The following is a 23006-nucleotide window of genomic DNA, read 5'->3' as shown; positions in this document are numbered from 1 at the left end:
CCAGTCGGTTGGAACGGCCGAAACTAGCGGGTGGCGGGCCGATCGGCCACCGGTTTGGCGGAACGCGGACTTGTCGGCGCTCGACGCCGCGTGCTGGAGTGGGGGAGTAGTTCTGTCCACCCGCCACTGATCGGATCACTCTGCGGGTTCGTCCCGGGTCGTCTCTAGATATGCGTACTGCGTTGCGGTATACATCGGATGTCTGCTCGAGGAAGGAAGACCTGTGCAGTTGCTGCGCCTCGGTGACCCTGGAGCCGAACGGCCCTACGCGCGTTCGGTGGACGGCGTCCTCCACGACCTGAGCCCGCTCACCGCCGACATCGACGGCGCCTTCCTGGCCGCGGACGGCCTCGCCAGGGCCCGCGCCGCGATCGACGCCGGTGAACTGCCCTCGGCGGGCGAAGCCGGACTGCGGGTCGGCCCGCCCATCGCCCGGCCGGGCAAAGTGGTCTGCGTCGGGCTGAACTACCGGCGCCACGCCGAGGAAACCGGCGCGCCCATCCCCAGCGAACCGGTGCTGTTCATGAAGGCGCCGGACGTGGTGGTCGGCCCGGAGGACCCGATCCTGATCCCACGCGGCTCCACGGCCACCGACTGGGAGGTCGAACTCGGCGTGGTCATCGGCCGCACCGCCCGGTACCTCGACAGCCCGGCGGACGCGCTCGCGCACGTCGCCGGGTACGCCATCTCCCACGACGTCACCGAGCGCGCGTACCAGTTCGAGCGCGGGGGCACCTGGGACAAGGGCAAGTCGTGCGAGAACTTCAACCCGCTCGGGCCGTGGCTCGTGCCGGCCGACGAGATCGCCGATCCGCAGGACCTCGCGCTTTCCCTGTCGGTCAACGGAGTCGTGCGCCAGCGGTCCACCACCAAGGACATGATCTTCACCGTCGCCGAGGTGGTGCACTACATCAGCCAGTTCATGGTGCTGCGGCCCGGCGACCTGATCAACACCGGCACGCCGGAGGGCGTCGCCATGGGACAGCCCGAGCCCAAGCCGTACCTGCGGGCCGGGGACGTGGTGGAACTGGAGATCGCCGGGCTGGGCAGGCAACGCCAGGCACTGGAGTCCGCCTGATGGCGCGGATCACCGGGATGGAAGTGCTCGACGTCCGGTTCCCCACCTCGCGGGAGCTGGACGGCTCGGACGCGATGAACCCGGACCCGGACTATTCGGCGGCCTACCTGGTGTTGCACACCGACGGCGGCCCCGACGGCTACGGCCTCACCTTCACCATCGGCCGCGGCAACGACGTGCAGGCCGCGGCGATCCAGGCGCTCGAAGGGCACGTCGTCGGCAAGGAGGTGCCCGAAACCGCGGGCGACCTGGCCGCGTTGTCCGCCGCCTTGGTCGGTGATTCCCAGTTGCGCTGGCTCGGGCCGGAAAAGGGCGTGGCGCACATGGCCGTCGGCGCGGTGGTCAACGCCGCGTGGGACCTGGCCGCCCGCCGCGCCGGGCGTCCACTGTGGAGGTTCCTCGCGGAGATGAGCCCGGAGGAGATCGCCGGGCTGGTCGACTACCGCTACCTCAGCGACGCGCTCACCGAACAGGACGCGCTGGACATCCTGCGGCAGGCCGAACCGGGCCGCGCGCAGCGCACGGAACACCTGCTGGCCAACGGTTACCGCGCCTACACCACCTCGCCGGGCTGGCTGGGTTACTCCGACGAGAAGCTGGTCCGGCTGGCCAGGCAGGCGGTGACCGACGGCTTCGACATGATCAAGCTGAAGGTCGGCGGCGACGTCGAAGACGACATCCGCCGGATGAAGCTGGCCAGGGAGGCCGTCGGCGACGGGGTCCGCATCGCGGTCGACGCCAACCAGCGCTGGGACGTCGGCGCCGCGGTGCGCTGGATGGCCGCGCTGGCCCCGTTCGACCCGTACTGGATCGAGGAACCCACCTCACCCGACGACGTACTGGGGCACCAGGCGATCGCCGAGGCCATCGCGCCGATCCGGGTAGCCACCGGCGAGCACGTGCAGAACCGCGTGGTGTTCAAGCAACTGCTCCAGGCCGGTGCGATCTCGGTGCTGCAACTGGACGCGTGCCGGGTCGGCGGGGTCAACGAGAACGTGGCGATCCTGTTGCTGGCGGCCAAGTTCGGCATCCCGGTCTGCCCGCACGCCGGTGGGGTCGGGCTGTGCGAGCTGGTCCGGCACCTGTCCATGTTCGACTACGTGGCGGTCTCGGCCACCGACCGCGACCGCTCCATCGAATGGGTCGACCACCTGCACGAGTACTTCACCGATCCGGCGAAGGTGCGCGCGGGGCGGTACCTGGCGCCGCACGAACCGGGCTTCTCCGCCCGGATGCACGACGCCACGCTCCGGCGGTTCCGGTTCCCGGACGGTCCTGAGTGGACGGAGAACGCATGACTGACTCGGTGCTGTCCGCACGGGGGACGACCCCCGGCCCCCCTAACGACTTCGAGGGCCGCGTCGCCGTGGTCACCGGTGGCGCCTCGGGCATCGGCGCGGCGGTCGCCGCCACGCTGGCCTCGCGCGGGGCGGAAGTGGCCGTGCTCGACCTGAACCCCGGCGCGGACGGTTTCCGTTGTGACGTCAGCGATGACGGGCAGGTGCGCGCGGCGATCGAAGCGGTGGCCGAGCGCCACGGCCGCATCGACGTGCTGGTGAACAACGCCGGCATCGGCGCGCAGGGTGACGTCGCCGCCAACGACGACGAGGAATGGCACCGGGTGCTCGACGTCAACGTGGTCGGCATGGCCAGGGTGAGCCGCGCCGCGTTGCCGCACCTGCGCCGCTCCGACGCCGCGGTCATCGTCAACACCTGCTCGATCGCGGCGTGGCAGGGGTTGCCGGGCCGCGCGCTGTATTCGGCGAGCAAGGGCGCGGTGCTGGCGCTGACCCTGGCGATGGCCACCGACCACCTGCCCGACCGGATCCGGGTCAACTGCGTGTGCCCCGGCACGGCCGACACCCCGTGGGTGGGCAGGCTGCTCGACTCGGCCGCCGATCCGGAAGCCGAACGCGCCGCGCTCGAAGCGCGGCAGCCGATGGGCAGGCTGGTCACCGCCGACGAGGTCGCGCACGCGATCGTCTACCTGGCCAGCCCGGCGGCGGCCTCCACCACCGGCACGGCACTGGCCGTCGACGGCGGCATGTACGGCCTGCGTCCCCGGGGGCCGGTCAAGAATCACTAGCCAGCTGGCATCAAGGAGGATGCGGTGCGGAACAAGGTGATCAAGGCCGCGGCGACGGCCGCGGTGCTCACGCTGGCGGTCGGCGCCTGCGGCTCCACCAAGGACGCGGCCGCACCGGCTCCGGGCGGCGGCGGGCAGGTCGGTGCGACCGTGCCGCTGCTGACCTCGCCGTTCTGGCAGGCCTACAACAACTACGTGCCGCAGATGGCCACCGCCGAGGGCGTCGAGGCGCTGCCCACGGTCAACGCCAACAGCGATCCGACCAAGCTCATCACCGACCTGAACAACCTGCTCAACCAGGGCGTCAAGGGCCTGGTGGTGACCCCGCTGGACTCGGCGGCCGTGGTCGCCGGGCTGGAGCAGGCCGAGCGCAAGGGCGTGCCGGTGGTCGCGGTGGACGTGGCGCCCGAGGGCGGCAAGGTGGCCATCGTGGTGCGCGCGGACAACAAGGCCTACGGAATCAAAGCGTGCGAGCACATCGGCGGCAAGGTCAGCGAAGGCAAGGTCGTCCAGATCATGGGCGATCTGGCCTCGGTCAACGGGCGCGAGCGCTCGGAAGCCTTCCGCGACTGCGTGAAGACCAAGTTCCCGGCGCTGCAGGTGCTCGAAGTCCCGGCGGAGTGGAAGGCGGACAAGGCCGCGTCCGGCCTGGAGGGCGTGCTCACCTCGAACCCGGACGTCAAGGCGGTGTACATGCAGGCGGGCGGGGTCTACCTGGCGCCGACCGTGCAAGCCTTGCAGCGCAAGAACCTCTACTTCCCGGTCGGCGACCCGAAGCACGTGGTGCTGGTGAGCAACGACGGCATCCCGCAGGAACTCGAGGCGATCCGCAAGGGCGAACTGGACGCCACCGTCTCCCAGCCCGCCGACGCCTACGCCAAGTACGGCCTGCACTACGTCAAGCGGGCGATGGCGGGCGAGGTGTTCCGGCCGGGCCCGACCGACCACGGCAGCACGATCGTGGAAACCCGGCCCGGCATCCTCGAGGACCAGCTGCCCGCGCCGGTGGTGACCAAGGACAACGTGGACGATCCCGGGCTCTGGGGCAACCAGCTGTGAGCGCCCCGGTCGCGAGCGTGCTGGGCGTTGGCAAGCGCTACGGCCCGACGACCGCGCTGCACGAGGTCAGCCTGACCGTGCGGCCGGGGGAGTCGCACGCGCTGGTTGGCCGCAACGGCGCGGGCAAGTCGACCCTGGTGTCCATCCTCACCGGACTGTCCAAACCGGACACCGGCACGGTGGAGTTCGGCGGCAGCCCGGCCCCGCCGGTGGCCGACCGCGAGGCGTGGCGGACCAGGGTCGCCTGCGTCTACCAGCACTCCACGGTCATCCCGCACCTGAGCGTGGCGGAGAACCTGTTCCTCAACCGGCAGCCGACCGGCCGGTTCGTGATCAGCTGGTCGAAGCTGCGCAGGCAGGCGGCGGACCTGCTGGAGTCGTGGCGGGTGTCGGTGGACCCGGACCTGACCGCGGGGGAGCTGTCCGTCGAAGACCGCCAGCTGGTGGAGATCGCCCGCGCGCTGTCCTACGGCGCCCGGTTCATCGTGCTCGACGAACCCACCGCGCAACTGGACAGCCAGGCAATCGACCGGCTGTTCGCGCGGATGCGGGAGCTGCAGGCCGGCGGGGTGACCTTCCTCTACATCTCGCACCACCTGCAGGAGGTGCACGAGGTCTGCCAGGCGGTGACCGTGCTGCGCGACGCGCGGCACGTGCTGACCGCGCCGGTCGACCGGATCGGCCGCGCCGAGCTGGTCGACGCGATGACCGGCGAGGAAGGCGGTCTCGCGGTCGCCGACGGTGCCGCACGCGAGCCGCTGCCCGAAGACACCGGGTTCGCGCTGGAAGTCGACGGCCTGTCCGGGGATTCCTTCGAGGACGTGTCCTTCGGCGTGCGGCGCGGGGAAGTGCTCGGGCTGGCCGGGAGCAACGCCAGCGGCAAGCACCAGCTCGCCGAGACGGTCTACGGCCTGCGTGTCCCGGCCGCCGGATCGGTGCGCGTGGCCGGGAAGCCGCTGCCCGCCGGAGATGTCGGCGCCGCGCTGGCCGCGGGTGTCGGCTGCGTGCCGCGGGACCGGCACCACCAGGGCCTGGTGCTCGGGCTGTCCATCGCGGACAACACCACGATGACCGTGCTCGACCGGCTGGGCCGGGCGGGCACCGCGCCGCCGAACGCGCGCCGGGCGGTCACCGAGCGGTCCATCGCGGACTACGGCGTGGTGGCCGCCGGGCCGGACCAGCCGGTGTCCGACCTGTCCGGGGGCAACCAGCAGAAGGTGGTGCTGGCCAGGGCGATGGCCACCGATCCGGCGTTGCTGGTGCTGATCAACCCCACCGCCGGGGTGGACGTGAAGTCGAAGGAGGCGCTGCTCGCCGTGGTCGACCGGGTGCGTGCCGAGGGCAAGGCGGTGCTGATCGTCAGCGACGAACTGGACGACCTGCGCCCGAGCGACCGGGTGCTGGTGCTGCGGGCCGGGCGGCTGGTCGCCGAACACCGGGCGGGCTGGTCCGATGGCGAACTGGTCGCGGACATCGAAGGGGTGCAACGCGATGACCGAAACCCACACTGAGACGGCGACCCGGCATCAGGCCGCGCCGGTGGCGGCCCCGCGACGACGGCACCTGCCGCGGCTGCGGGAACTGGCGCTGCTGCCCGCACTGGGTGTGCTGCTGGTGGTCGGCGGGCTGGTCAACGACCGCTTCCTCACCACGGACAACCTGATCAGCATCCTCGGCGCGTCCGCCGCGCTGGCGCTGGTGGTGCTCGGGGAGTCGCTGGTGCTGATCTCCGGCAAGTTCGACCTGTCGCTGGAGTCGACCGTCGGCATCGCGCCGGTGCTCGGCGCCATGCTGGTGATCCCGGCGCTGGCCGCCGGGTTCGGCACCGAACTGCCCACGCCGGTGGGGTTGCTGGTGATCGTGCTGGTCGGCGCGGTGATCGGGACGTTCAACGGGTTCCTGATCGTCAAGCTGCAGCTCAACGCGTTCATCGTGACCCTGGCGATGTTGATCGTGCTGCGCGGCCTGCTGGTCGGGCTGACCGAAGGCAAGACGCTCTTCGAAATGCCGGACGCCTTCTTCGCGCTGGCCACCGAAACCTTCCTCGGCCTGCCCGCGTCGGTGTGGCTGGCGGCGGCCGCCTACGCGATCACCGGGTTCGTCCTGCGGTACCACCGGGTCGGCCGGGCGCTGTACGCGATCGGCGGCAACCGCGAAGCCGCACGGGCCGCGGGCATCCGCGTCGACCGGATCTCGTGGCTGGTCTTCGTGGTGGCCGGTGTGCTCGCCTCGTTGGGCGGGCTGGTGATGACCGGGTACGTCGGCGCGATCAACGCGAACCAGGGCGACGGCATGATCTTCACCGTGTTCGCCGCCGCGGTGATCGGCGGCATCTCGCTCGACGGCGGGCGCGGCACCATGTTCGGCGCGCTCACCGGGGTGCTGCTGCTGGCCGTGGTGGAGAACCTGCTGACGCTGGCGCAGGTGCCCTCGTTCTGGATCCAGGCGCTCTACGGCGGCATCATCCTCGTCGCGCTGATGATCGCGCGCTTCACCGGCGGGAAACCACAGACGTGACCGGGGTTCAGGCGGGGTGCTCGGCGGTGCCCAGCGCGTTGCGCAGCCACTGCTCCACCCCGGCCACGTGCACGGTGGCCCAGGACCGCGCGAGCTCCGGCTCGCGGGCGGCGATGGCTTCGTAGATGGCCTCGTGCTGCTCCCTGGTCTTCGCGACCGCGCCCTCCTGGGTGAGGCCGCGCCAGATGCGGGCGCGCGTGGTCGGCCCGGAGAGGCTGTCCAGCAGTGAACACAGCACCGGGTTGCCCGAGCCGTCGGCGATCTTCCGGTGGAAGGCGAGGTCGTTGGCCACCATCGCTTCCACGCTCGGCGCTTCTTCCAGTTCGTCGAGCAGCTTCCGGAGTTCGACGAGGTCCGGCTCGGTCATGTGCTGCGCGGCCAGCGCGGTCGCGGCGGGCTCCAGGATCCGGCGCACGGCGAGGAAGTCGAGCACGGTGTCGTCGCGGTGGAAGTCGACCACGAAGGTCATCGCGTCCAGCAGCAGGTTCGGCTCGAGGCTGGTCACGTACGTGCCGTCGCCCTGGCGGACGTCGAGCACCCGGATCAGGCACAGCGCCTTGACCGCCTCGCGCAGCGAACTGCGGGACAGGCCGAGCCGCTGGGCCAGTTCGGCTTCCTTGGGCAGCCGGTCGCCGGGGGCCAGCTCGCCCGAGATGATCATGCCCTTGATCTTGTCGATGGCCTCGTCGGTGACCGGCATCGTGCGCCCCTCGCCTTCCCCCAGACCTCGGATGTTTCCGGTGTGCTGCCAGATTGCCACGAAAGGAGCCGGCCGATGCCGCTGACCCGTCTCGGACGCTGGGGGCTCGGCTGCGCCCAGCTCGGCAACCTCTACACGGCGATCACGAACGAAGTCGCGGCGGCGACGGTCGAACGGGCGTGGGAGGAAGGTGTCCGCTACTTCGACACCGCGCCGCACTACGGCCTCGGGTTGTCGGAACGGCGCCTCGGTGCCGTGCTCGCCGGCCTTCCCCGTGACGAGTTCGTGGTGTCCACCAAGGTCGGCCGATTGCTGGAACCCGATCCGCCGGGAGCCGGACGGCGTGACGACCAAGGGTTCGACGTGCCCGCGGCCCATCGGCGTGTGTGGGACTTCAGCCGCGACGGCGTGCGCCGGTCCTTGGCGGAGAGCCTCGGGCGTCTGGGTCTCGATCGGGTGGACATCGTGTACGTGCACGACCCCGACGCGCATTTCGCCGCCGCGCTCGACGAAGCCTTGCCCGCCTTGATCGAGCTGCGGGACGAGGGCGTGATCGGCGCGGTCGGCGTCGGCATGAACCAGGCGGCGATGCCCGCCGAGTTCGTCCGGCGGTCCGACCTGGATGTGGTGCTGATCGCCGGCCGGTACACCTTGCTCGACCAGCGCGCACTGGACGACCTGCTGCCGTTGTGCCGGGAGCGCGGGGTGGCCGTGGTGGCGGCGGGGGTGTTCAACGGCGGCATCCTCGCCACGCCCACTCCCGGCAGAATGTACGACTACGCAGAGGCTCCGGCGGAGCTGATCGCACGGGCGGAGCGGATCGCCGAGGTCTGCGCCCACCACGATGTGGAACTCCCGCAAGCCGCGATCGCGTTGCCTGCCGGGCATCCCGCGGTGGCCGCCGTGGTGCTCGGCGCGCACACTCCGGCGCAGGTCAGCGCCAATCTGGCGCGCGCACGGCGGCCGGTGCCCGCGTCCGTTTGGCCGGATCTGGCGGACTCGGGACTGCTCCGTCCGGACGCGGTCTCCCCAGCCGAGGTGTAGCAATCGGGGGAAGTGGGTAACACCGCGTCAGCGACCCAGCTTGATGGCGGAGGTGATCTTCATGGCGGACACGTCTCGGCTCCCCGAGCCCGTCGCGGAGACTTGGGAGTGGCAGCGCAAGGGGAATTGCCGGAACTTCGACAGCTCGATGTTCTTCCACCCGGACGGGGAGCGCGGCTTCGCGCGCGCCGACCGGGTGGCCAGGGCGAAACAGATCTGTCAGAGCTGCCCGGTGATCGTGGAATGCAGGCACCACGCCCTGACGGTGGAAGAACCGTTCGGGGTGTGGGGCGGATTGGACGAGAGCGAGCGCCGCGAAGCCATCGCGCGGCGGCGCCAGCTCCCGGTGGCCTGAGCCCGGCTCAGCGTCACTCCAGCGCCGCCGCCAGCACGGTGTAGGGCGGGATCCAGCCCCGGTCGAGCAGGAGCTTGTGCAGCTCCGCCAGCGCTTCCGGGGAACCGCCGTCGAGATTGCGTGCCGCTTCGACCAGAGCGGTGTCCAGCTCGCCGGCCCCGGATCCCGCCTCTTCCGTGCCTTCGGTGGCCGACGCCTGCTTCAGCAGTGCTTCGAGCTGATGCGTCTCGGCCTTGGCGGCGAGTTGCACCAGCATGCCCGCCACCCGGTGCAGTTTCACGTTGTGCTGCTGCGACAACCGGATCAGCAGGCGGAAGGCCTGCTGCGGGGTGCAGCGGTGAGCGACGACGAGCACGCCCATCGCCTGCTCGATGGTGGCGCGGCTGCGCAGGGCGCGGCGGAGCCCGTCGAGTTCCGCCTGTAGTTCCTTGACCCGGCGCTGCAGTTCGTCGACGCCGGTTTCGTCAGTAGCCACCACCTCGAGGTGCCCGCCCGGGTTCAGCGCGCGCAGGAGCGTCGGCGGTGCGGTTTTTCGGGCATGAGTTGTCTCCCCTCGGTCGGCAGGCGTGCGGACGCCGGGGTGACATGCGGGCTGAAGGCAGCGGCAGCACGACACGCAGCGTCTCGCTGCGGCTGCTTGCTCAACCGCGTACCGGTCCACTTTAAAGATCCCCGCGCCAGCGCCGGAATTCGGGGTCCGGCCAGGCGGACTAGTCCGTGATTCTCGTGCACTTGGATGAGGACAATCACGCGGTGGTGTCGCAGGGTGTTCGGGTGAATCCGGTGCGTGCTTTTCTCGTCGATGATCAGGAGCTGCTGGCGGAGGCGCTGGCGGCCAAGCTGTCCGCCGTGGGCGGCCTGCTGGTGGTGGGCCGCAGTTCGACCGCGGACCCCGGGCTGGTGGACGCGGTGGCCAGAGCCAGACCACACGTGATCACCGTCGACATCCAGCCCGTCGGCCCGGCGACGGCCAACCTCCTTGGCCGCCTGGGCGCGGCGGCCCCCGACGCCCGCATCGTAATCCTGACCGGCAGCCACGACCCGGTGCAGGCCGTGGTCGCGGCCCGCTGGGGTGCGACGGCGTGGGTGGGCAAGGACAGTTCGACGGAGCACCTGGTCGCGGTCCTGCACGGGGTCTGTGTGGGGAAGGCGTACTTCTCGCCGGACCTGCTGGGGTTCGTCCTGGCGGAGTTGCGTGCGGATGTGCAGAGGGTCCGGGACTCGAACGGCCCGCTGGACGTGCTGTCCGCGCGCGAGCGGGATGTGCTGCTGGGCATTGTCGAGGGGAAGCGGGGAAGCCAGATCGCGGCGGAGTTGTTCCTGTCGGTGAACACGGTGCGGACGCACACGCACAACATCTTCAGCAAGTTGAAGGTGCACAGTCGCCTGGAAGCCGCTTCGCTGGCCCGCGCCGCCGGCATGCAACCCCGCATCCACTCGGGCCTCAGGAAAAGCCCAGGACAGTGACCTGCCCGACGCCCGACCGGGTGAACCCACGCTGAACAGGCGTTTCCGGCCGGCGGTCGACCACCGGACTTGGGCGGGAACGCTCCCTTCACCCGGGCATGACTGCTAGCGTGTTGGGCTGAACACAAGCGGTCGCCGGGGTTGGTCTTGCAGGGAGGGTGAGGACAGGTCGCCATGGCCGAGGACACATACGTCGACACGCAGTCGCAAGCTGAGGCGCCGGGGGGCGCGCCCCCTTCTCCGCCAGCTGCGGGCGATGCGGGGAACAACTTTCTCAGCAACATGTTGAGTGCTCTCGATCCGATGGATACCGATTCGGTGAAAGCTTTCAATGCGGATGCTCAGCGGGTCAAGGACCTGGCAACGGCGGGGCCTGGAGGCGGCGGATTCGCCGTCGAGCCGGAGGCCGGCCAGAAGTTCATCGCTGCCATCGACAATTTCATCGAGGTGAACTGGCTGAAGATTCGTGACGACCTGGTGGAGTTGCGCTCACGCCCGGAGCTCGGCAATGGCCCCTATGCCGAACGCGTGGCGGGTCACGACCAAAAAGTCATGGATGGGGACAACGAATCGCTCGCGCCAAATCTCGCATCGTTGAAAGACGCCCTTGTTTTGCTGCGCGAGGGTATCGACGCCGCGATGAAGTCCTATCGTGCGGAAGACGAGGCGAACAGCATCTCTTTTAAGGCCTTGGGTGGAGAGTGATTATGCGTATACGGCTGTCGGTGATCGCTGTCGCTGCTTTGACTGTTCTATCCGCTGGTTGCACGCCGAACGAGGAAGGTAGGCCGCAGCCGGTGCGGACTCTCGATGCTTCACCGTCTTCTGTCTCGCCAGGTGGTTCGCCGGCGGGCTTCGGCGACTTGAAGTCCTGCGACCTGCTGGATAAAGCTTTAGAAGGTCAGGGTTACCCCGCGAGTGAGGCCGACAATGTCGGTAGTAGTAACGGTTGCAGTACGAACAAATTTGGTTCGGCGATGTCCCTGAATCTCGACGACAAACAAGGGGTTGATGATCTGGCGGCTGACCCCAGTAAAGCTTATGACGGAAAGATCAACGGCCGTCGCATCCGCCAGGTCAAGGAAATCGACGGTAGCGAGGCAACGTGCCTGGTCCTGCTCGAAGTGTCGGCGAAGGCTCGTGCGATGGTTTCGGTCACGCTCGGGACGCAGGGAAGTACTAACCAGGCTTGCGATGACGCTTTCTCCGTAGCGCAGGCTGTCGAACCGCAACTTCCGAAGGCTTAGGACGGCGAATATGGCAGACGGTTCGCAGGGGCCCGCGTACGAAGCCGACGTGTATTCGAAGGCGTATACGGACGCGGGCGGTGGGCAGGGCAACATCTTCGCCGAGCCGACGGCGATGGGGGACGCGCGGGCCACCGCGCAGGCGTATTCGATCGCGCGCGGGCAAGCACTCACCCGCGATCAGGCGTTCCGTGAAGGCCTCGAGGTCTCCGACCAGGATTACCTCGGTCATCAGCACGACGCCCTCTACGCGATGGCGCATTCCGGCAACGGCGAGTTGATCGATGCCAAAGGCAGGGTCCTCGCCGAGACCAGGGACGCGCTCAAGACGCTCAGCGACGACCTTACCGCCGCTGTCAACAATGAGCAGGCCTTGTGGCAGGGCGAGGGCGCCGCTCAAGTGCACGGGTTCGTGAAGCAGAGTGCCGACTGGGTGGACAGCACGGCTCACGGGGTCGACCTCGCGTCCAACCGGTATTCGCAGCAGTCGGCGGCTGTGGTGAACGCGCAGAATTCGATGCCTGAGCCGTTGCCGTTCAATCAGGCGGAGGAGATGGCCAAGGCGCAGCAGGCCTTCCAGAGCGGCGGCTTCGACGCCAGCATGCAGGGGGTCAAGGCGCTCGAGGAGATGAGCGCCAAGCAGGAAGCCTCCCAGGCCGCGCATCAGCAGGCCGCGCAGGTCATGCACACGATGGACAACACCCTCTACGAGACCGGCTCCACGCAGCCCTCGTTCGCCGCGCCGCCGAGCTTGGGGGGTGGGCAGCCGAGCACGCCGGTCGCCGGGCCGTCCGTGGTGGGGGGCGGGACGCCGGCGCCGACCGGCGGCGGGCTTCCCGGCGGTGGGTACGTCGGGTCCGGGCCCGGTGGTGTGGGACCCGGGTACAACACGGGCGGGCCCGCGCCGGTCACCGGGGGGACGCCGCCTGGTGGCGGGTTCAAGGGTGCGACGCCGCCGGCGATCGCGGGGCAGATGGGTGGGGGCAACCTCGGGGGCCTCGGTTCGGAGAAGACCCGTACGCCGACCGGCAAGGGCGGCATGAAGTTCGGCAACCCCAGCGCCGGGGCGCGGGTGTCCGGCGGTGGCACCTACAACCCGCCGAAGGGGTCCGCCGGCGCCGCCGGGCGGCTGGGCGGCACTCCCGCGGGCAGCGTTCCGAAGGCGGGCGAGCAGGCCGCGGGTGCCGGCAAGGGCACGGGCTCAGGGCCCGGCTCCGGATCCGGCGCCGTGCCCAAGGACGGGACCATGCGCGGCGGTGCCGCCGCGGCGGCCTCGACCGGGGGCAAGACCGGCACCGGCATGGGCGCCGGTGGCATGGGCGCCGGAGCGGGCAAGGGCAAGGAAGAGGACAAGGACAAGAAGCGCCCCGACTACCTCCAGGGCGAGGACCCCGACGAGTTGTTCGACGCCAAGCCCGCCGAAGGCATCGACGGCGCCAAGCCGGTGCCGCCGGTCATCGGCTCCTGATCCGAGAGGCCCGAAAACCGCCGTGCCGATGGAATTCTGGCTGCCCACAACGGTGATCGACGTGCTCGGCGAGCGGTTCGGCACCGCGCTGGTGCCGCCGCCGTTCGAGGTGCCCTACGCCGGGTCGACCACCGGTGAACGGCAGCGCGTGCGCGAAAAGGCCTGGCAGCAGTTGCGCGACGCCCGCCTGGCCAAGGGCGACAAGCTCGACCCGGACGTGGAGAACCTGCTCCGCGTCTGGTACCGCCCCGAGGTGTTGATCACCGGCCGTCTCAACCAAGAGGAAGGCCAGCGCGACATCCGCTACCGCGCCGTCTCCGAGCACCTCGCCGGCGTGCTCAGCGGCCAGGTCGGCGACCAGATCTCCTTCGAGGCCTGCCACGCCGACGACCTGGTCGCCGGGCTGATGCGCTACCTGCCGCACCTCGGCCCGGTGAACCTGCGCCCGGTAGCGGTGACCGAGCAGCCCAAGCGCGTCAAACCGGTCGAAGAGGACGAGATCAACCCCCGCGATCTCATCGACGCCTACGGGGAGACCGAACCCGCCGACCACCGGGCCGCGCAGGCCTTCTTCAGCTGGCCGGTCGGCCGGTTCGGTGTGTTCGACCTGTGGGTCCGCGGCCGCGACGGCAGGCTCAACGCCCAGGGCGGGGTGCAACTGTTCGACACACGAGGCGGCCGGTTCGTGATCATCGGCGAGAAGCTCTCCGACGGCTCGAAGCGGCGGCACTTCGTACCATCGGACGGCAGCCACCTCCGGCGCTGGATCCACGACCGGATCGCCCGCGCCCGCGACGACCGCTGACCCAGTCTGTCCACATCGGACAGGCAGGACGTGGAACCCTCCGCTTCCCAACAGCGGCCCGACCTGGCAAAATCCCCCGTCCCCGCTGGTCAACGCCGAGGAACGGGGTGGTATGGACAACTCGGGCCAACTGCTGGCCGCCGGGCTGCTGCATTCGCTGGCCGACGGCATCCTCCAGGTGGCGGGCACCCCGCCGGCGCAGGCGGCGGTCGTGGCCGGTTCCCTGGTCCGGTCCAACCTGCTCGGCCACGACGCGCTCGGGGTCCGGCGGCTGCTCACCTACATCCCGCAGGTGCGCTCGGGTGAAATCGACCCGCGGGCCCGGCCGAAAGCCGAAGCGATCCGCCCCGGCGCGGTGATCGTGCACGGCCAGCGCGCCTTCGGGCAGCTCTGCGCCGTGCACGCGGTGCGCGAGCTGAGCGTGCTCGCCGTCGAGCACGGCAGTGGGGTCGCGGCGATCCGGGACGGCAACGACGTGGGCAGGCTCGGCGAATACGTCGGCGCGCTGGCCGACACCGGACTGGTGGCGCTCGCCTTCGGCAACGCCGAGACCACCCCGGTGGCGTGGGCGTTGCCGCGCGCTACCGGCAGCCCGCCGCTGATCTTCGACGGCGCCGCCTCGCCGGGTGCCGAGATCTTCGCCGCGCTGGTCGGCGGCCTGCTCTCCGGGCACGGCCTGCCCGGGATGCCCGGCTACGACAGCGACGCCGGTACCGTGCTGGTGGCGGTGGACATCGCGGCCTTCCTCAACCCGGCGGTTTTCCGGGAACAGGCGGAAACGTTCTGTGAGAGCCTTTCCGGGGTACCCGGCGAGCCGGAAGAGCTCGTCCGCCGCCGCCGGGCCGCGGAAGGGGTGCCGATCCCGGAGCACGACCTGGCCGGGCTCCGGGCACTTTTGTCGGAGGGAACGGATAGGTGAGTCAACGATGGCCGTGTCGCGGCTGAGCCGGACGACGCTGGGTGCGAGCCGGCCCGAACTGCTCGACAGCGTGCAGGCCGACGACATCGGCGCGGGCATCCTGCACCTGGGCATCGGCGCCTTCCACCGCGCGCACCAGGCGGCGTTGACCGAGCAGGCGCTGCTCGTCGAGCCGGGCGACTGGGCGATCCGCGGGGTGAGCTACCGCGGCAGCGGCGCGGCCGACGCGCTGAACCCGCAGGACGGCCTGTTCACCGTGGTCGAGCGCGGGCCGAACGAGCGGTTCCGCCTGGTCGGCTGCGTGCGCGAGGTGCTCTACCAGCAGCCGGACGCGGTGCGGGCCGCGCTCGCCTCGAGCGAGTGCCGGATCGTCACGATCACGGTCACCGAAGCGGGTTACCACCACGACCCGGCCACGAACCTGCTCCGGCACGACGATCCGGAGCTGACCGCCGATCTGGCCGGGCGCCCGCCGCGCACGGTGATCGGCCAGCTGGTCGACGGCCTGCGTGCGCGGCGCTCCCGCGGGGAGGACGCGCCGATCACCGTGCTCTCCTGCGACAACCTGCTCGACAACGGCAAGGTGGTCGCGGGCCTGGTGCAGGATTTCTGCGGCAGGCTGGGCGATTCCGCGCTCGCCGGGTGGATCCACGACCACGTGGCCTTTCCGTCCACTGTGGTCGATCAGATCGTGCCGGCGACCACAGAGGACTGCCTGCGCGAGGTGGAGGCCCGGCTGGGCCTGGTCGACCTGGCCGCCGTGGCGGGCGAGGGCTACCGGCAGTGGGTGATCGAGGACTTCGACGGCCCGCGCCCGGCCTGGGACCGGGTCGGCGCCCGGTTCGTGCCGGACATCTCCGCCGCGCAGGCCCGGAAACTGAGGCTGGTCAACGGAACCCATTCCGCGATCGCCTACCTCGGGTTGCTCGCCGGACTCGAGACGACCGCGGAACTCGTGCGGGAACAGGACTTCGCCGGGTACGTCCGGGCGCTCGTGTGCGGTGAAACGGGTCCCAGCCTGGGAGACGTCGCGACCGACGACGCGGACCGGCTCCTGCGGCGGCTCGCCACGCCCCGGATCGACCACCGGCTCACGCAGATCGCCGCGCAGGGCGCGCGAAAACTCCCGCAGCGCCTGCTCGAACCGGCCCGTGAACTGATCGAAGCGGGCCAGGAGCCGCGGCTGATCTGCCTCGGCATCGCGGGCTGGATCAGTTTCCTGCGTGGTGCCAAGGAACTCGACGACGACAGCCGGGAACTCGCCGCCGCGCCCGGCCTCGACCGCTTGCTCGCGGCGTGGCGGGGTTGCCCGGAGGACCTGCGTGCGTCGAGGACCTTCCGCGACCTGATCGCGGACGCCCTGCGTGCGATCGAGGTGGACGGGGTGCGGGCCACCGTGCGCCGGATGACGGAAGAGGGGAACTGAGTGCGGCTCAAGGGAACGGTCGCCGTGGTGACCGGCGGTGGCACCGGGATCGGCCGCGCGACCGCGCTGGCGCTGGCCGAAGCCGGGGCGGCGGGCGTGGTGGTCAACTACTCGCGGTCGGCCGAAGACGCGGAACAGACCGTGGCGGACCTCGCCGCGCTGGGCTGCGACGCGGTGGCCGAGCAGGCCGACGTGGCCGACGACGCGCAGGTGCGGGCGCTCGCCGGGCGCGTGCTCGACCGTTTCGGTCGCGTCGACGTGCTGGTCAACAACGCCGGTACGACCTTCCGCGCGCCGCACGCCGATCTCGACTCGCTCACCGACGACGTCTGGCACCAGGTGCTCGACGTGAACCTGCTCGGCCCGTTCCACTGCGTGCGCGCGTTCGCCCCGGCGCTGACCGAAGCACGGGGTGCGGTGGTCAACGTGGCGTCGATCGCCGGATACCGCGCGGGTGGCTCCTCGGTGGCTTACGGCGTGAGCAAGGCGGCCTTGCTGCAGCTGACCCGGAACCTCGCGGTGGGCCTGGCGCCGCACGTCCGGGTGAACGCGATCGCGCCCGGCACCGTCGCCACCCGGTGGCAGACCGGGTTGCACGGCGCCGAAGCCTTCGAGGAACGCGCCAGGGCCGAGCGGGAAACGGTGCCGTTGCGCGAGATCTCCGGTCCGGAGCACGTCGCGCAGGCGGTGCTCGGGGTGCTGATGATGGACCTGGTGACCGGTGAGGCGGTCATCGTCGACGGCGGCAAGCACGTGCTCTACTGACGGGCGGTGGACCAGCCGTTGGTAGGTGTCCTTCCCCGCGTCCGCCGCGTAAAAGGAGTTCATGACACTTCGCCGGGTACGAGCCGTCACCATGGTCAGCGCTGTCGCTCTGCTCGCCCTCGCCGCGCCCGCGCACGCGGGCCCCGGTGAGCAGCCGAACCCGCCGAGCTGGGGCCTGGACCGGATCGACCAGCGGGCCGGGCTCGACCAGCTCTACCGCTACGAGACGCGTGCCGAAACGGTGACCGCGTACGTGATCGACACCGGCGTGAGCACCGTGCCCGACCTCGCCGGGCAACTGCTGGCGGGCAAGGACTTCGTCGACGGCGACGACAACGCGGCCGACGGCAACGGGCACGGCACGCACCTCGCGTCGATCATCGGCGGCGAGCAGTACGGCGTGGCCAAGGACGTGAAGATCGTGCCGGTGCGCGTGCTGGACGCCAACGGCAGCGGCTCGGTGTCGACCGTGGTGGCCGGGATCGACTGGGTGGCCAGGAACGCGGTGCAGCCCGCCGTGGCGGTGCTCGGGGTCGGCGGTTCGCCGAACACCGCGATCGACAACGCCGTGCGCGGGCTGGCCGCCGTGGTGCCGGTCGCCGTGCCCGCCGGTGGTTCGGCGAGCGACGCGGGCAAGTTCTCCCCGGCGAGGGTGGCCGAGGCGCTGACCGTGGCCTCGTCCGATCATCGGGATCGGGCGGCGAGTTCGTCGAACTACGGGGCATCGGTGGACCTGTACGCACCCGGCGTGTCGATTCCGTCACCCGCGCCCGACGGCAGCGTCCGGGTGCTTTCCGGGACGTCCACCGCGGCCGCGCACGTGACCGGCGCGGCGGCGCTCTACCGGGCGCTGCACCCCACCGCGACCGCGCCGCAGGCTGCCCAGGCCGTGGTCGACGCGGCCACGAAGGACAAGCTGGCGGGGGTTCCCGCGGGTACTCCCAACCGGCTCCTCTTTTCGCTGGTCAGTGCGCAGCTCCGTTGAGGGTGGTGGTGGGTGGCGGGAGGGCACTCACGCCCTGACCTGGGGCGCAACCCGTACGGTGAATGATGTCCATCACCTGGACTTCAACTCCCGGTGTGCGGGACTAACACGGTAACGTGCCTGAACCGACCTACCGATCCGTAAAAGAGGAAGGACCGGGGCATGTTCCGCAAGGTGCTCGTCGCCAACCGTGGTGAGATCGCGATCCGGGCGTTCCGGGCGGGCTACGAACTCGGCGCGGGTACCGTCGCCGTCTTCCCGCACGAGGACCGCAACTCGCTGCACCGGCTCAAGGCCGACGAGGCGCATGAGATCGGCGAGCCGGGACATCCCGTCCGCGCCTATCTCTCCGTCGAGGAGATCGTGCGGGCCGCGAAGAAGGCGGGCGCCGACGCGGTCTACCCGGGCTATGGCTTCCTGTCGGAGAACCCGGACCTGGCGCGGGCCTGCGAGGAAGCGGGCATCACCTTCGTCGGGCCGAGCGCGGACATCCTCGAGCTGACCGGCAACAAGGCACGCGCGGTGGCCGCGGCACGCGAAGCCGGGGTGCCGGTGCTCGGTTCCTCCCAGCCGTCCTCCGACATCGACGAGCTGGTCGCGGCGGCCGAGGGCCTGGGCTTCCCGGTGTTCGTCAAGGCCGTCGCCGGAGGTGGCGGCCGCGGCATGCGACGGGTCGAAGACGCCTCCACGCTGCGTGAATCGATCGAGGCCGCGGCCAGGGAGGCCGAGTCGGCCTTCGGTGACCCGACGGTGTTCCTGGAGAAGGCGGTCGTCCAGCCGCGGCACATCGAGGTGCAGATCCTCGCCGACGCCGAAGGCAACGTGGTGCACCTGTACGAGCGCGACTGCTCGGTGCAGCGGCGGCACCAGAAGGTGGTCGAACTGGCCCCGGCGCCGAACCTGCCCGCCGAACTGCGGGACCGGATCTGCGCGGACGCGGTCAACTTCGCCAAGAAGATCGGCTACCGCAACGCCGGCACGGTCGAGTTCCTGCTCGACCGCGAGGGCAAGCACGTGTTCATCGAGATGAACCCGCGCATCCAGGTCGAGCACACGGTGACCGAGGAGGTCACCGACGTCGACCTGGTGCAGTCGCAGCTGCGCATCGCGGCCGGGCAGACACTGGCCGACCTCGGCCTGTCGCAGGACAAGATCTACCTGCGTGGTGCCGCGCTGCAGTGCCGGATCACCACCGAGGACCCGGCCAACGGTTTCCGCCCGGACACCGGCATGATCAGCGCCTACCGCTCGCCCGGCGGCTCGGGCATCCGGCTCGACGGCGGCACGGCCTTCGCCGGTACCGAGATCAGCGCGCACTTCGACTCGCTGCTGGTGAAGCTGACCTGCCGCGGCCGCGACTTCCCGACCGCGGTGGGCCGCGCCCGCCGCGCGGTGGCCGAGTTCCGGATCCGCGGGGTCGCCACGAACATCCCGTTCCTGCAAGCCGTGCTGGACGACCAGGACTTCCGCGAAGGCCGCGTCACCACCTCGTTCATCGACGAGCGCCCGCACCTGCTGACCGCGCGGCACTCCGCCGACCGCGGGACCCGCCTGCTCACCTACCTGGCCGACATCACCGTCAACAAGCCGAACGGCGAGCGGCCGCGCTCGATCAACCCGGTGCAGAAGCTGCCCGCGGTCCCCGAGCACGAGCCGGCGCCGGGGTCGAAGCAGAAGCTGGTGGAGCTGGGCCCGGCCGGGTTCGCCCGCTGGCTGCGGGAGTCGCCGAACATCGGCGTCACCGACACCACCTTCCGCGACGCGCACCAGTCGCTGCTGGCCACCCGCGTCCGGACGAAGGACCTGCTCGCGGTGGCCCCGGTGGTGGCGCGCACGCTGCCCGAACTGCTTTCGCTGGAGTGCTGGGGCGGCGCCACCTACGACGTCGCGCTGCGGTTCCTCGCCGAGGACCCGTGGGAGCGGCTGGCCGCGCTGCGCGAAGCCGTGCCGAACATCTGCCTGCAGATGCTGCTGCGCGGGCGCAACACCGTGGGCTACACGCCCTACCCGACCGAGGTGACCAACGCCTTCGTGCAGGAGGCCGCGGCGACCGGCATCGACATCTTCCGCATCTTCGACGCGCTCAACGACGTCGAGCAGATGCGCCCGGCGATCGACGCCGTGCGGGAGACCTCGTCGGTGGCCGAGGTCGCGCTCTGCTACACCTCGGACCTCTCCGACCCGTCGGAGAAGCTGTACACCCTGGACTACTACCTCAAGCTGGCGGAGCAGATCGTCGGCGCGGGGGCGCACATCCTGGCCATCAAGGACATGGCCGGGCTGCTGCGGGCGCCCGCAGCGGTGAAGCTGGTCACCGCGCTGCGCAAGGAATTCGACCTGCCGGTGCACATCCACACCCACGACACCCCCGGCGGGCAGCTGGCCACCTACCTGGCCGCCATCAACGCCGGTGCGGACGCGGTCGACGGCGCGGTCGCTTCGATGGCGGGCACCACCTCGCAGCCGTCGCTGTCCGCGCTGGTCGCGGCGACCGACTACTCCGCGCGCCCGACCGGGCTGGACCTGGGCGCCATCGGCGACCTGGAGCCGTACTGGGAAGCCGTGCGCAAGGTCTACGCGCCGTTCGAGGCGGGCCTGGCCTCGCCGACCGGTCGCGTGTACCACCACGAGATCCCCGGCGGGCAGCTGTCCAACCTGCGCACCCAGGCCGTGGCACTGGGGCTGGGCGACCGGTTCGAGGACATCGAGGTGATGTACGCCGCGGCGGACAAGATCCTCGGTCACCTGGTCAAGGTCACCCCGTCCTCCAAGGTGGTCGGGGACCTGGCGCTGCACCTGGTCGGCGCCGGGGTCTCGCCGGCGGACTTCGAGGCGGACCCGAGCAAGTTCGACATCCCGGACTCGGTGATCGGCTTCCTGCGCGGTGAGCTGGGCGACCCGCCGGGCGGCTGGCCGGAACCCTTCCGCACCAAGGCGCTCGAAGGCCGTGCGGCGGCCAAGCCGGTCGCCGAACTGTCCGAAGAGGACCGTGAGGCGCTGGCGAAGGAACCGCGCCGCACGCTCAACCGGCTGCTGTTCCCCGGGCCCACCAAGGAGTTCGAGAACCACCGGGCGGCCTACGGCGACACCAGCGTGCTGCCCAGCAAGGACTTCTTCTACGGGCTGCGCCCGGGCGAGGAGTACCAGGTCGACCTGGAACCGGGCGTGCGGCTGCTGATCGAACTGGAGGCCATCGGCGAGGCCGACGAGCGCGGCCTGCGCACGGTGATGTCCAGCCTGAACGGGCAGATCCGGCCGATCCAGATCCGCGACACCTCGATCGCCTCGGACATCCCGGCCACCGAGAAGGCGGAGAAGGGCAACTCCAAGCACGTCGCCGCGCCGTTCGCCGGGGTGGTCACGCTGTCGGTGAGCGAGGGCGACGAGGTCTCCGCCGGCGCGACCGTGGCCACCATCGAGGCGATGAAGATGGAGGCCGCGATCACCGCGCCCAGCGGCGGCAAGGTCGGCAGACTGGCGATCAACTCGGTGCAGCAGGTGGAGGGCGGCGACCTGCTCGTCGTGCTGGAATGACCGCGTGACGACCACGGCGCGCCCGCTGGGCTCCTGGCTGCTCGGCTCGGCGGACCAGCGCGACGCGGTCCTGCGGGTGCGGCTGAACCTGCTGCTGATCACCTCGATCGTGCTGGCGAACGTGATCGGCGCGCTGGTGGTGATCGCGCTGGTGGTCCTGGTCATCCCCGGCCCCAGCGTGTTCGCCCCCGACCTGGTGTTCTGGCAGGCGGTCGTGCTGCCGATCTACGTCGGGCTCTCCCTGCTCGTCGGGGTGGTCTGGGGTCGAAGGCGCGCCGTGCGCACGCTGAGCTGGGTGTTCGAAGGCCGTGCCCCCAGCCAGCGTGAGCGGCGCACCGCGCTGCGCGTACCGATCCGGCTGGCCCGCGTGCAGGCGGTGTTCTGGCTCGGCGCGACGCTGCTGTTCACCACGGTGACCGCGCTGGAACTGCCCGGCGCGGCGTTCAAGGTCGGCTTCACCGTGGCGTTCGGCGGCATCGTGGTGTGCGCGAACTCCTACCTGCTCAGCGAGTTCGCCCTGCGGCCGGTGGCCGCGCGGGTGCTGTCCACCGGGCCGCCGATGCGCCGCCGCGTGATCTCCGGCATCACCGTGCGGATGCTGCTGGCCTGGCTGCTCGGCACCGGGCTGCCGGTGCTCGGGCTGATGCTGGTGGCGGTGTTCGCGCTGATCCGGGACGACGTCACGACCGAGCAGCTGTCGCTGGCGGTCCTGGTGCTCGGCGCGGTGATCGGGGTGTTCGGCTTCCTGCTGGTCACGCTGACCGCCAGGGCGACCGCGGCCCCGGTGCGCACGGTGCGCGCCGCGCTGGCGAAGGTGGAGAAGGGCGAGCTGGACACCGAGGTCGCCGTGTTCGACGGCACCGAGCTGGGGCAGTTGCAGTCCGGGTTCAACCGCATGGTCGGCGGGCTGCGTGAGCGCGAGCGCATCCGGGACCTGTTCGGCAGGCACGTCGGCGAGGAGGTCGCCGAGAAGGCGCTGGAGCGTCAGGCCGGGCTGGGCGGCGAGGTCCGTGAGGTGGCGGTGCTCTTCGTCGACGTGATCGGCTCGACCACGCTCGCGGCCACGCGGCCGCCGGGTGAGGTCGTCGAGCTGCTCAACCGGTTCTTCGCGGTGGTGGTGTCGGCGGTCCACGCGCACGACGGGTTCGTGAACAAGTTCGAAGGCGACGCGGCGCTGGCCGTGTTCGGCGCGCCGGTGGACCAGCCGGACGCGCCGGGGCAGGCGCTCGCGGCCGCCAGGGAGATGGGCAGGCGGCTGGTCGACGAGGTGCCCGACTGCCAGGCGGGCATCGGGGTGGCGGCGGGACCGGCGGTGGCCGGGAACATCGGCCACGAGAGCCGGTTCGAGTACACCGTCATCGGCGACCCGGTGAACGAAGCGGCCCGGCTGACCGAGCTGGCGAAGGCCGTGCCGGGGCGGGTGGTCGCCTCGATGGCCGCGGTGGAGGCCGCCGCGAAGGGCGAAGGCCGGTGCTGGCAGCAGATCGAAGAAACGGTGCTGCGCGGGCGGACCGAGGCCACCAGGATCGCCGCACCCCGCTGAATTCGCGC

At 70.7% G+C, this 23006-nt stretch carries 21 protein-coding genes; 19 read left to right on the top strand and 2 right to left on the bottom strand.

Annotation, left to right across the window (positions count from 1 at the left end):
* Nucleotides 1-223 precede the first annotated feature (223 nt).
* From L3Q67_RS03330 to L3Q67_RS03305, 6 genes are read left to right on the top strand one after another with little or no spacing between them, the layout of a single operon-like run.
* Nucleotides 224-1078, top strand: coding sequence for a fumarylacetoacetate hydrolase family protein (locus L3Q67_RS03330; protein WP_499188133.1), 855 nt, complete (start codon nt 224-226; stop codon nt 1076-1078).
* Nucleotides 1078-2376 (top strand): enolase-like domain-containing protein, encoded by a 1299-nt coding sequence (locus tag L3Q67_RS03325; protein ID WP_499188132.1) that lies wholly within the window; start codon nt 1078-1080, stop codon nt 2374-2376. The genes L3Q67_RS03330 and L3Q67_RS03325 overlap by 1 nt, the downstream gene beginning before the upstream one ends.
* The gene (locus L3Q67_RS03320; protein WP_499188131.1) at nt 2373-3164 is read left to right on the top strand and encodes an SDR family NAD(P)-dependent oxidoreductase; all 792 of its coding nucleotides are present in this window, start codon (nt 2373-2375) and stop codon (nt 3162-3164) included. The genes L3Q67_RS03325 and L3Q67_RS03320 overlap by 4 nt, the downstream gene beginning before the upstream one ends.
* A 24-nt stretch (nt 3165-3188) precedes the next feature.
* Nucleotides 3189-4223: a sugar ABC transporter substrate-binding protein gene (locus L3Q67_RS03315; RefSeq protein ID WP_499188130.1), complete on the top strand. Its 1035-nt coding sequence runs from the start codon at nt 3189-3191 to the stop codon at nt 4221-4223.
* A complete protein-coding gene (locus L3Q67_RS03310) occupies nt 4220-5734 on the top strand; it encodes a sugar ABC transporter ATP-binding protein (protein WP_499188129.1) in 1515 nt (504 codons plus the stop codon). Before L3Q67_RS03315 ends, L3Q67_RS03310 begins: the two co-directional genes overlap by 4 nt.
* Complete coding sequence (locus tag L3Q67_RS03305; protein WP_499188128.1) at nt 5715-6740, top strand: ABC transporter permease; 1026 nt, start codon at nt 5715-5717, stop codon at nt 6738-6740. The genes L3Q67_RS03310 and L3Q67_RS03305 overlap by 20 nt, the downstream gene beginning before the upstream one ends.
* A gap of 7 nt (nt 6741-6747) precedes the next feature.
* Here L3Q67_RS03305 and L3Q67_RS03300 read toward each other — a convergent pair whose 3' ends face one another.
* Nucleotides 6748-7440, bottom strand: coding sequence for a FadR/GntR family transcriptional regulator (locus L3Q67_RS03300; RefSeq protein WP_499188127.1), 693 nt, complete (start codon nt 7438-7440; stop codon nt 6748-6750).
* 75 nt (nt 7441-7515) lie between these two features.
* Between L3Q67_RS03300 and L3Q67_RS03295 the strand changes: the two genes are divergently transcribed.
* Both L3Q67_RS03295 and L3Q67_RS03290 read left to right on the top strand, forming a co-directional pair.
* On the top strand, nt 7516-8484 hold the full coding sequence (locus tag L3Q67_RS03295; protein ID WP_499188126.1) for an aldo/keto reductase: 969 nt from the start codon (nt 7516-7518) through the stop codon (nt 8482-8484).
* 61 nt (nt 8485-8545) lie between these two features.
* Complete coding sequence (locus L3Q67_RS03290; protein WP_113698167.1) at nt 8546-8839, top strand: WhiB family transcriptional regulator; 294 nt, start codon at nt 8546-8548, stop codon at nt 8837-8839.
* A 13-nt stretch (nt 8840-8852) separates the two neighbouring features.
* On the opposite strand, the gene L3Q67_RS03285 is transcribed toward L3Q67_RS03290, so the two are convergent.
* Nucleotides 8853-9314, bottom strand: a complete 462-nt coding sequence (locus L3Q67_RS03285; RefSeq protein WP_499188125.1) for an ANTAR domain-containing protein — start codon at nt 9312-9314, stop codon at nt 8853-8855.
* Nucleotides 9315-9556: 242 nt separating this feature from the next.
* On the opposite strand from L3Q67_RS03285, the gene L3Q67_RS03280 reads away from it, so the two are divergent.
* The 11 genes from L3Q67_RS03280 (at nt 9557) to L3Q67_RS03230 (ending at nt 22998) form a co-directional block, all read left to right on the top strand.
* Nucleotides 9557-10306, top strand: coding sequence for a LuxR C-terminal-related transcriptional regulator (locus L3Q67_RS03280; RefSeq protein WP_395895301.1), 750 nt, complete (start codon nt 9557-9559; stop codon nt 10304-10306).
* 174 nt (nt 10307-10480) lie between these two features.
* Nucleotides 10481-11011 (top strand): hypothetical protein, encoded by a 531-nt coding sequence (locus L3Q67_RS03275; protein ID WP_499188124.1) that lies wholly within the window; start codon nt 10481-10483, stop codon nt 11009-11011.
* Between the two features lie 2 nt (nt 11012-11013).
* A complete protein-coding gene (locus L3Q67_RS03270) occupies nt 11014-11553 on the top strand; it encodes a hypothetical protein (RefSeq protein ID WP_499188123.1) in 540 nt (179 codons plus the stop codon).
* A gap of 10 nt (nt 11554-11563) precedes the next feature.
* Nucleotides 11564-13021 (top strand): hypothetical protein, encoded by a 1458-nt coding sequence (locus tag L3Q67_RS03265; RefSeq protein WP_499188122.1) that lies wholly within the window; start codon nt 11564-11566, stop codon nt 13019-13021.
* Between the two features lie 28 nt (nt 13022-13049).
* Nucleotides 13050-13826, top strand: a complete 777-nt coding sequence (locus L3Q67_RS03260) for an ESX secretion-associated protein EspG (protein WP_499188121.1) — start codon at nt 13050-13052, stop codon at nt 13824-13826.
* A 112-nt stretch (nt 13827-13938) separates the two neighbouring features.
* Nucleotides 13939-14745 carry an Ldh family oxidoreductase gene (locus tag L3Q67_RS03255; protein WP_499188120.1) on the top strand — a complete coding sequence of 269 codons (807 nt, stop codon included), beginning with the start codon at nt 13939-13941 and terminating at the stop codon, nt 14743-14745.
* A gap of 7 nt (nt 14746-14752) precedes the next feature.
* Nucleotides 14753-16171 carry a mannitol dehydrogenase family protein gene (locus tag L3Q67_RS03250; RefSeq protein WP_499188119.1) on the top strand — a complete coding sequence of 473 codons (1419 nt, stop codon included), beginning with the start codon at nt 14753-14755 and terminating at the stop codon, nt 16169-16171.
* Entirely contained in the window at nt 16172-16936 is a 765-nt protein-coding gene (locus L3Q67_RS03245; RefSeq protein WP_499188118.1) for an SDR family NAD(P)-dependent oxidoreductase, read from the top strand.
* 61 nt (nt 16937-16997) lie between these two features.
* The gene (locus L3Q67_RS03240) at nt 16998-17921 is read left to right on the top strand and encodes a S8 family peptidase (protein WP_499188117.1); all 924 of its coding nucleotides are present in this window, start codon (nt 16998-17000) and stop codon (nt 17919-17921) included.
* A gap of 162 nt (nt 17922-18083) precedes the next feature.
* Nucleotides 18084-21455, top strand: coding sequence for a pyruvate carboxylase (locus tag L3Q67_RS03235; RefSeq protein WP_499188116.1), 3372 nt, complete (start codon nt 18084-18086; stop codon nt 21453-21455).
* A 4-nt stretch (nt 21456-21459) separates the two neighbouring features.
* Nucleotides 21460-22998 (top strand): adenylate/guanylate cyclase domain-containing protein, encoded by a 1539-nt coding sequence (locus tag L3Q67_RS03230; protein ID WP_499188115.1) that lies wholly within the window; start codon nt 21460-21462, stop codon nt 22996-22998.
* The last annotated feature ends 8 nt before the right edge of the window (nt 22999-23006 follow it).

Source organism: Saccharothrix sp. AJ9571, from assembly GCF_021725495.1.
Classification (GTDB): domain Bacteria; phylum Actinomycetota; class Actinomycetes; order Mycobacteriales; family Pseudonocardiaceae; genus Amycolatopsis; species Amycolatopsis magusensis.
This window is presented reverse-complemented; position numbering and strand designations above follow the sequence as displayed.

Bases quoted from the DNA above. Each gene is read 5' to 3' on its own strand.
- L3Q67_RS03325 (WP_499188132.1), top strand. From the start codon at position 1,078: ATGGCGCGGATCACCGGGATGGAAGTGCTCGACGTCCGGTTCCCCACC.
- L3Q67_RS03320 (WP_499188131.1), top strand. From the start codon at position 2,373: ATGACTGACTCGGTGCTGTCCGCACGGGGGACGACCCCCGGCCCCCCT.
- L3Q67_RS03305 (WP_499188128.1), top strand. From the start codon at position 5,715: ATGACCGAAACCCACACTGAGACGGCGACCCGGCATCAGGCCGCGCCG.
- L3Q67_RS03300 (WP_499188127.1), bottom strand. From the start codon at position 7,440: ATGCCGGTCACCGACGAGGCCATCGACAAGATCAAGGGCATGATCATC.
- L3Q67_RS03295 (WP_499188126.1), top strand. From the start codon at position 7,516: ATGCCGCTGACCCGTCTCGGACGCTGGGGGCTCGGCTGCGCCCAGCTC.
- L3Q67_RS03290 (WP_113698167.1), top strand. From the start codon at position 8,546: ATGGCGGACACGTCTCGGCTCCCCGAGCCCGTCGCGGAGACTTGGGAG.
- L3Q67_RS03275 (WP_499188124.1), top strand. From the start codon at position 10,481: ATGGCCGAGGACACATACGTCGACACGCAGTCGCAAGCTGAGGCGCCG.
- L3Q67_RS03270 (WP_499188123.1), top strand. From the start codon at position 11,014: ATGCGTATACGGCTGTCGGTGATCGCTGTCGCTGCTTTGACTGTTCTA.
- L3Q67_RS03265 (WP_499188122.1), top strand. From the start codon at position 11,564: ATGGCAGACGGTTCGCAGGGGCCCGCGTACGAAGCCGACGTGTATTCG.
- L3Q67_RS03260 (WP_499188121.1), top strand. From the start codon at position 13,050: ATGGAATTCTGGCTGCCCACAACGGTGATCGACGTGCTCGGCGAGCGG.
- L3Q67_RS03255 (WP_499188120.1), top strand. From the start codon at position 13,939: ATGGACAACTCGGGCCAACTGCTGGCCGCCGGGCTGCTGCATTCGCTG.
- L3Q67_RS03250 (WP_499188119.1), top strand. From the start codon at position 14,753: ATGGCCGTGTCGCGGCTGAGCCGGACGACGCTGGGTGCGAGCCGGCCC.
- L3Q67_RS03240 (WP_499188117.1), top strand. From the start codon at position 16,998: ATGACACTTCGCCGGGTACGAGCCGTCACCATGGTCAGCGCTGTCGCT.
- L3Q67_RS03235 (WP_499188116.1), top strand. From the start codon at position 18,084: ATGTTCCGCAAGGTGCTCGTCGCCAACCGTGGTGAGATCGCGATCCGG.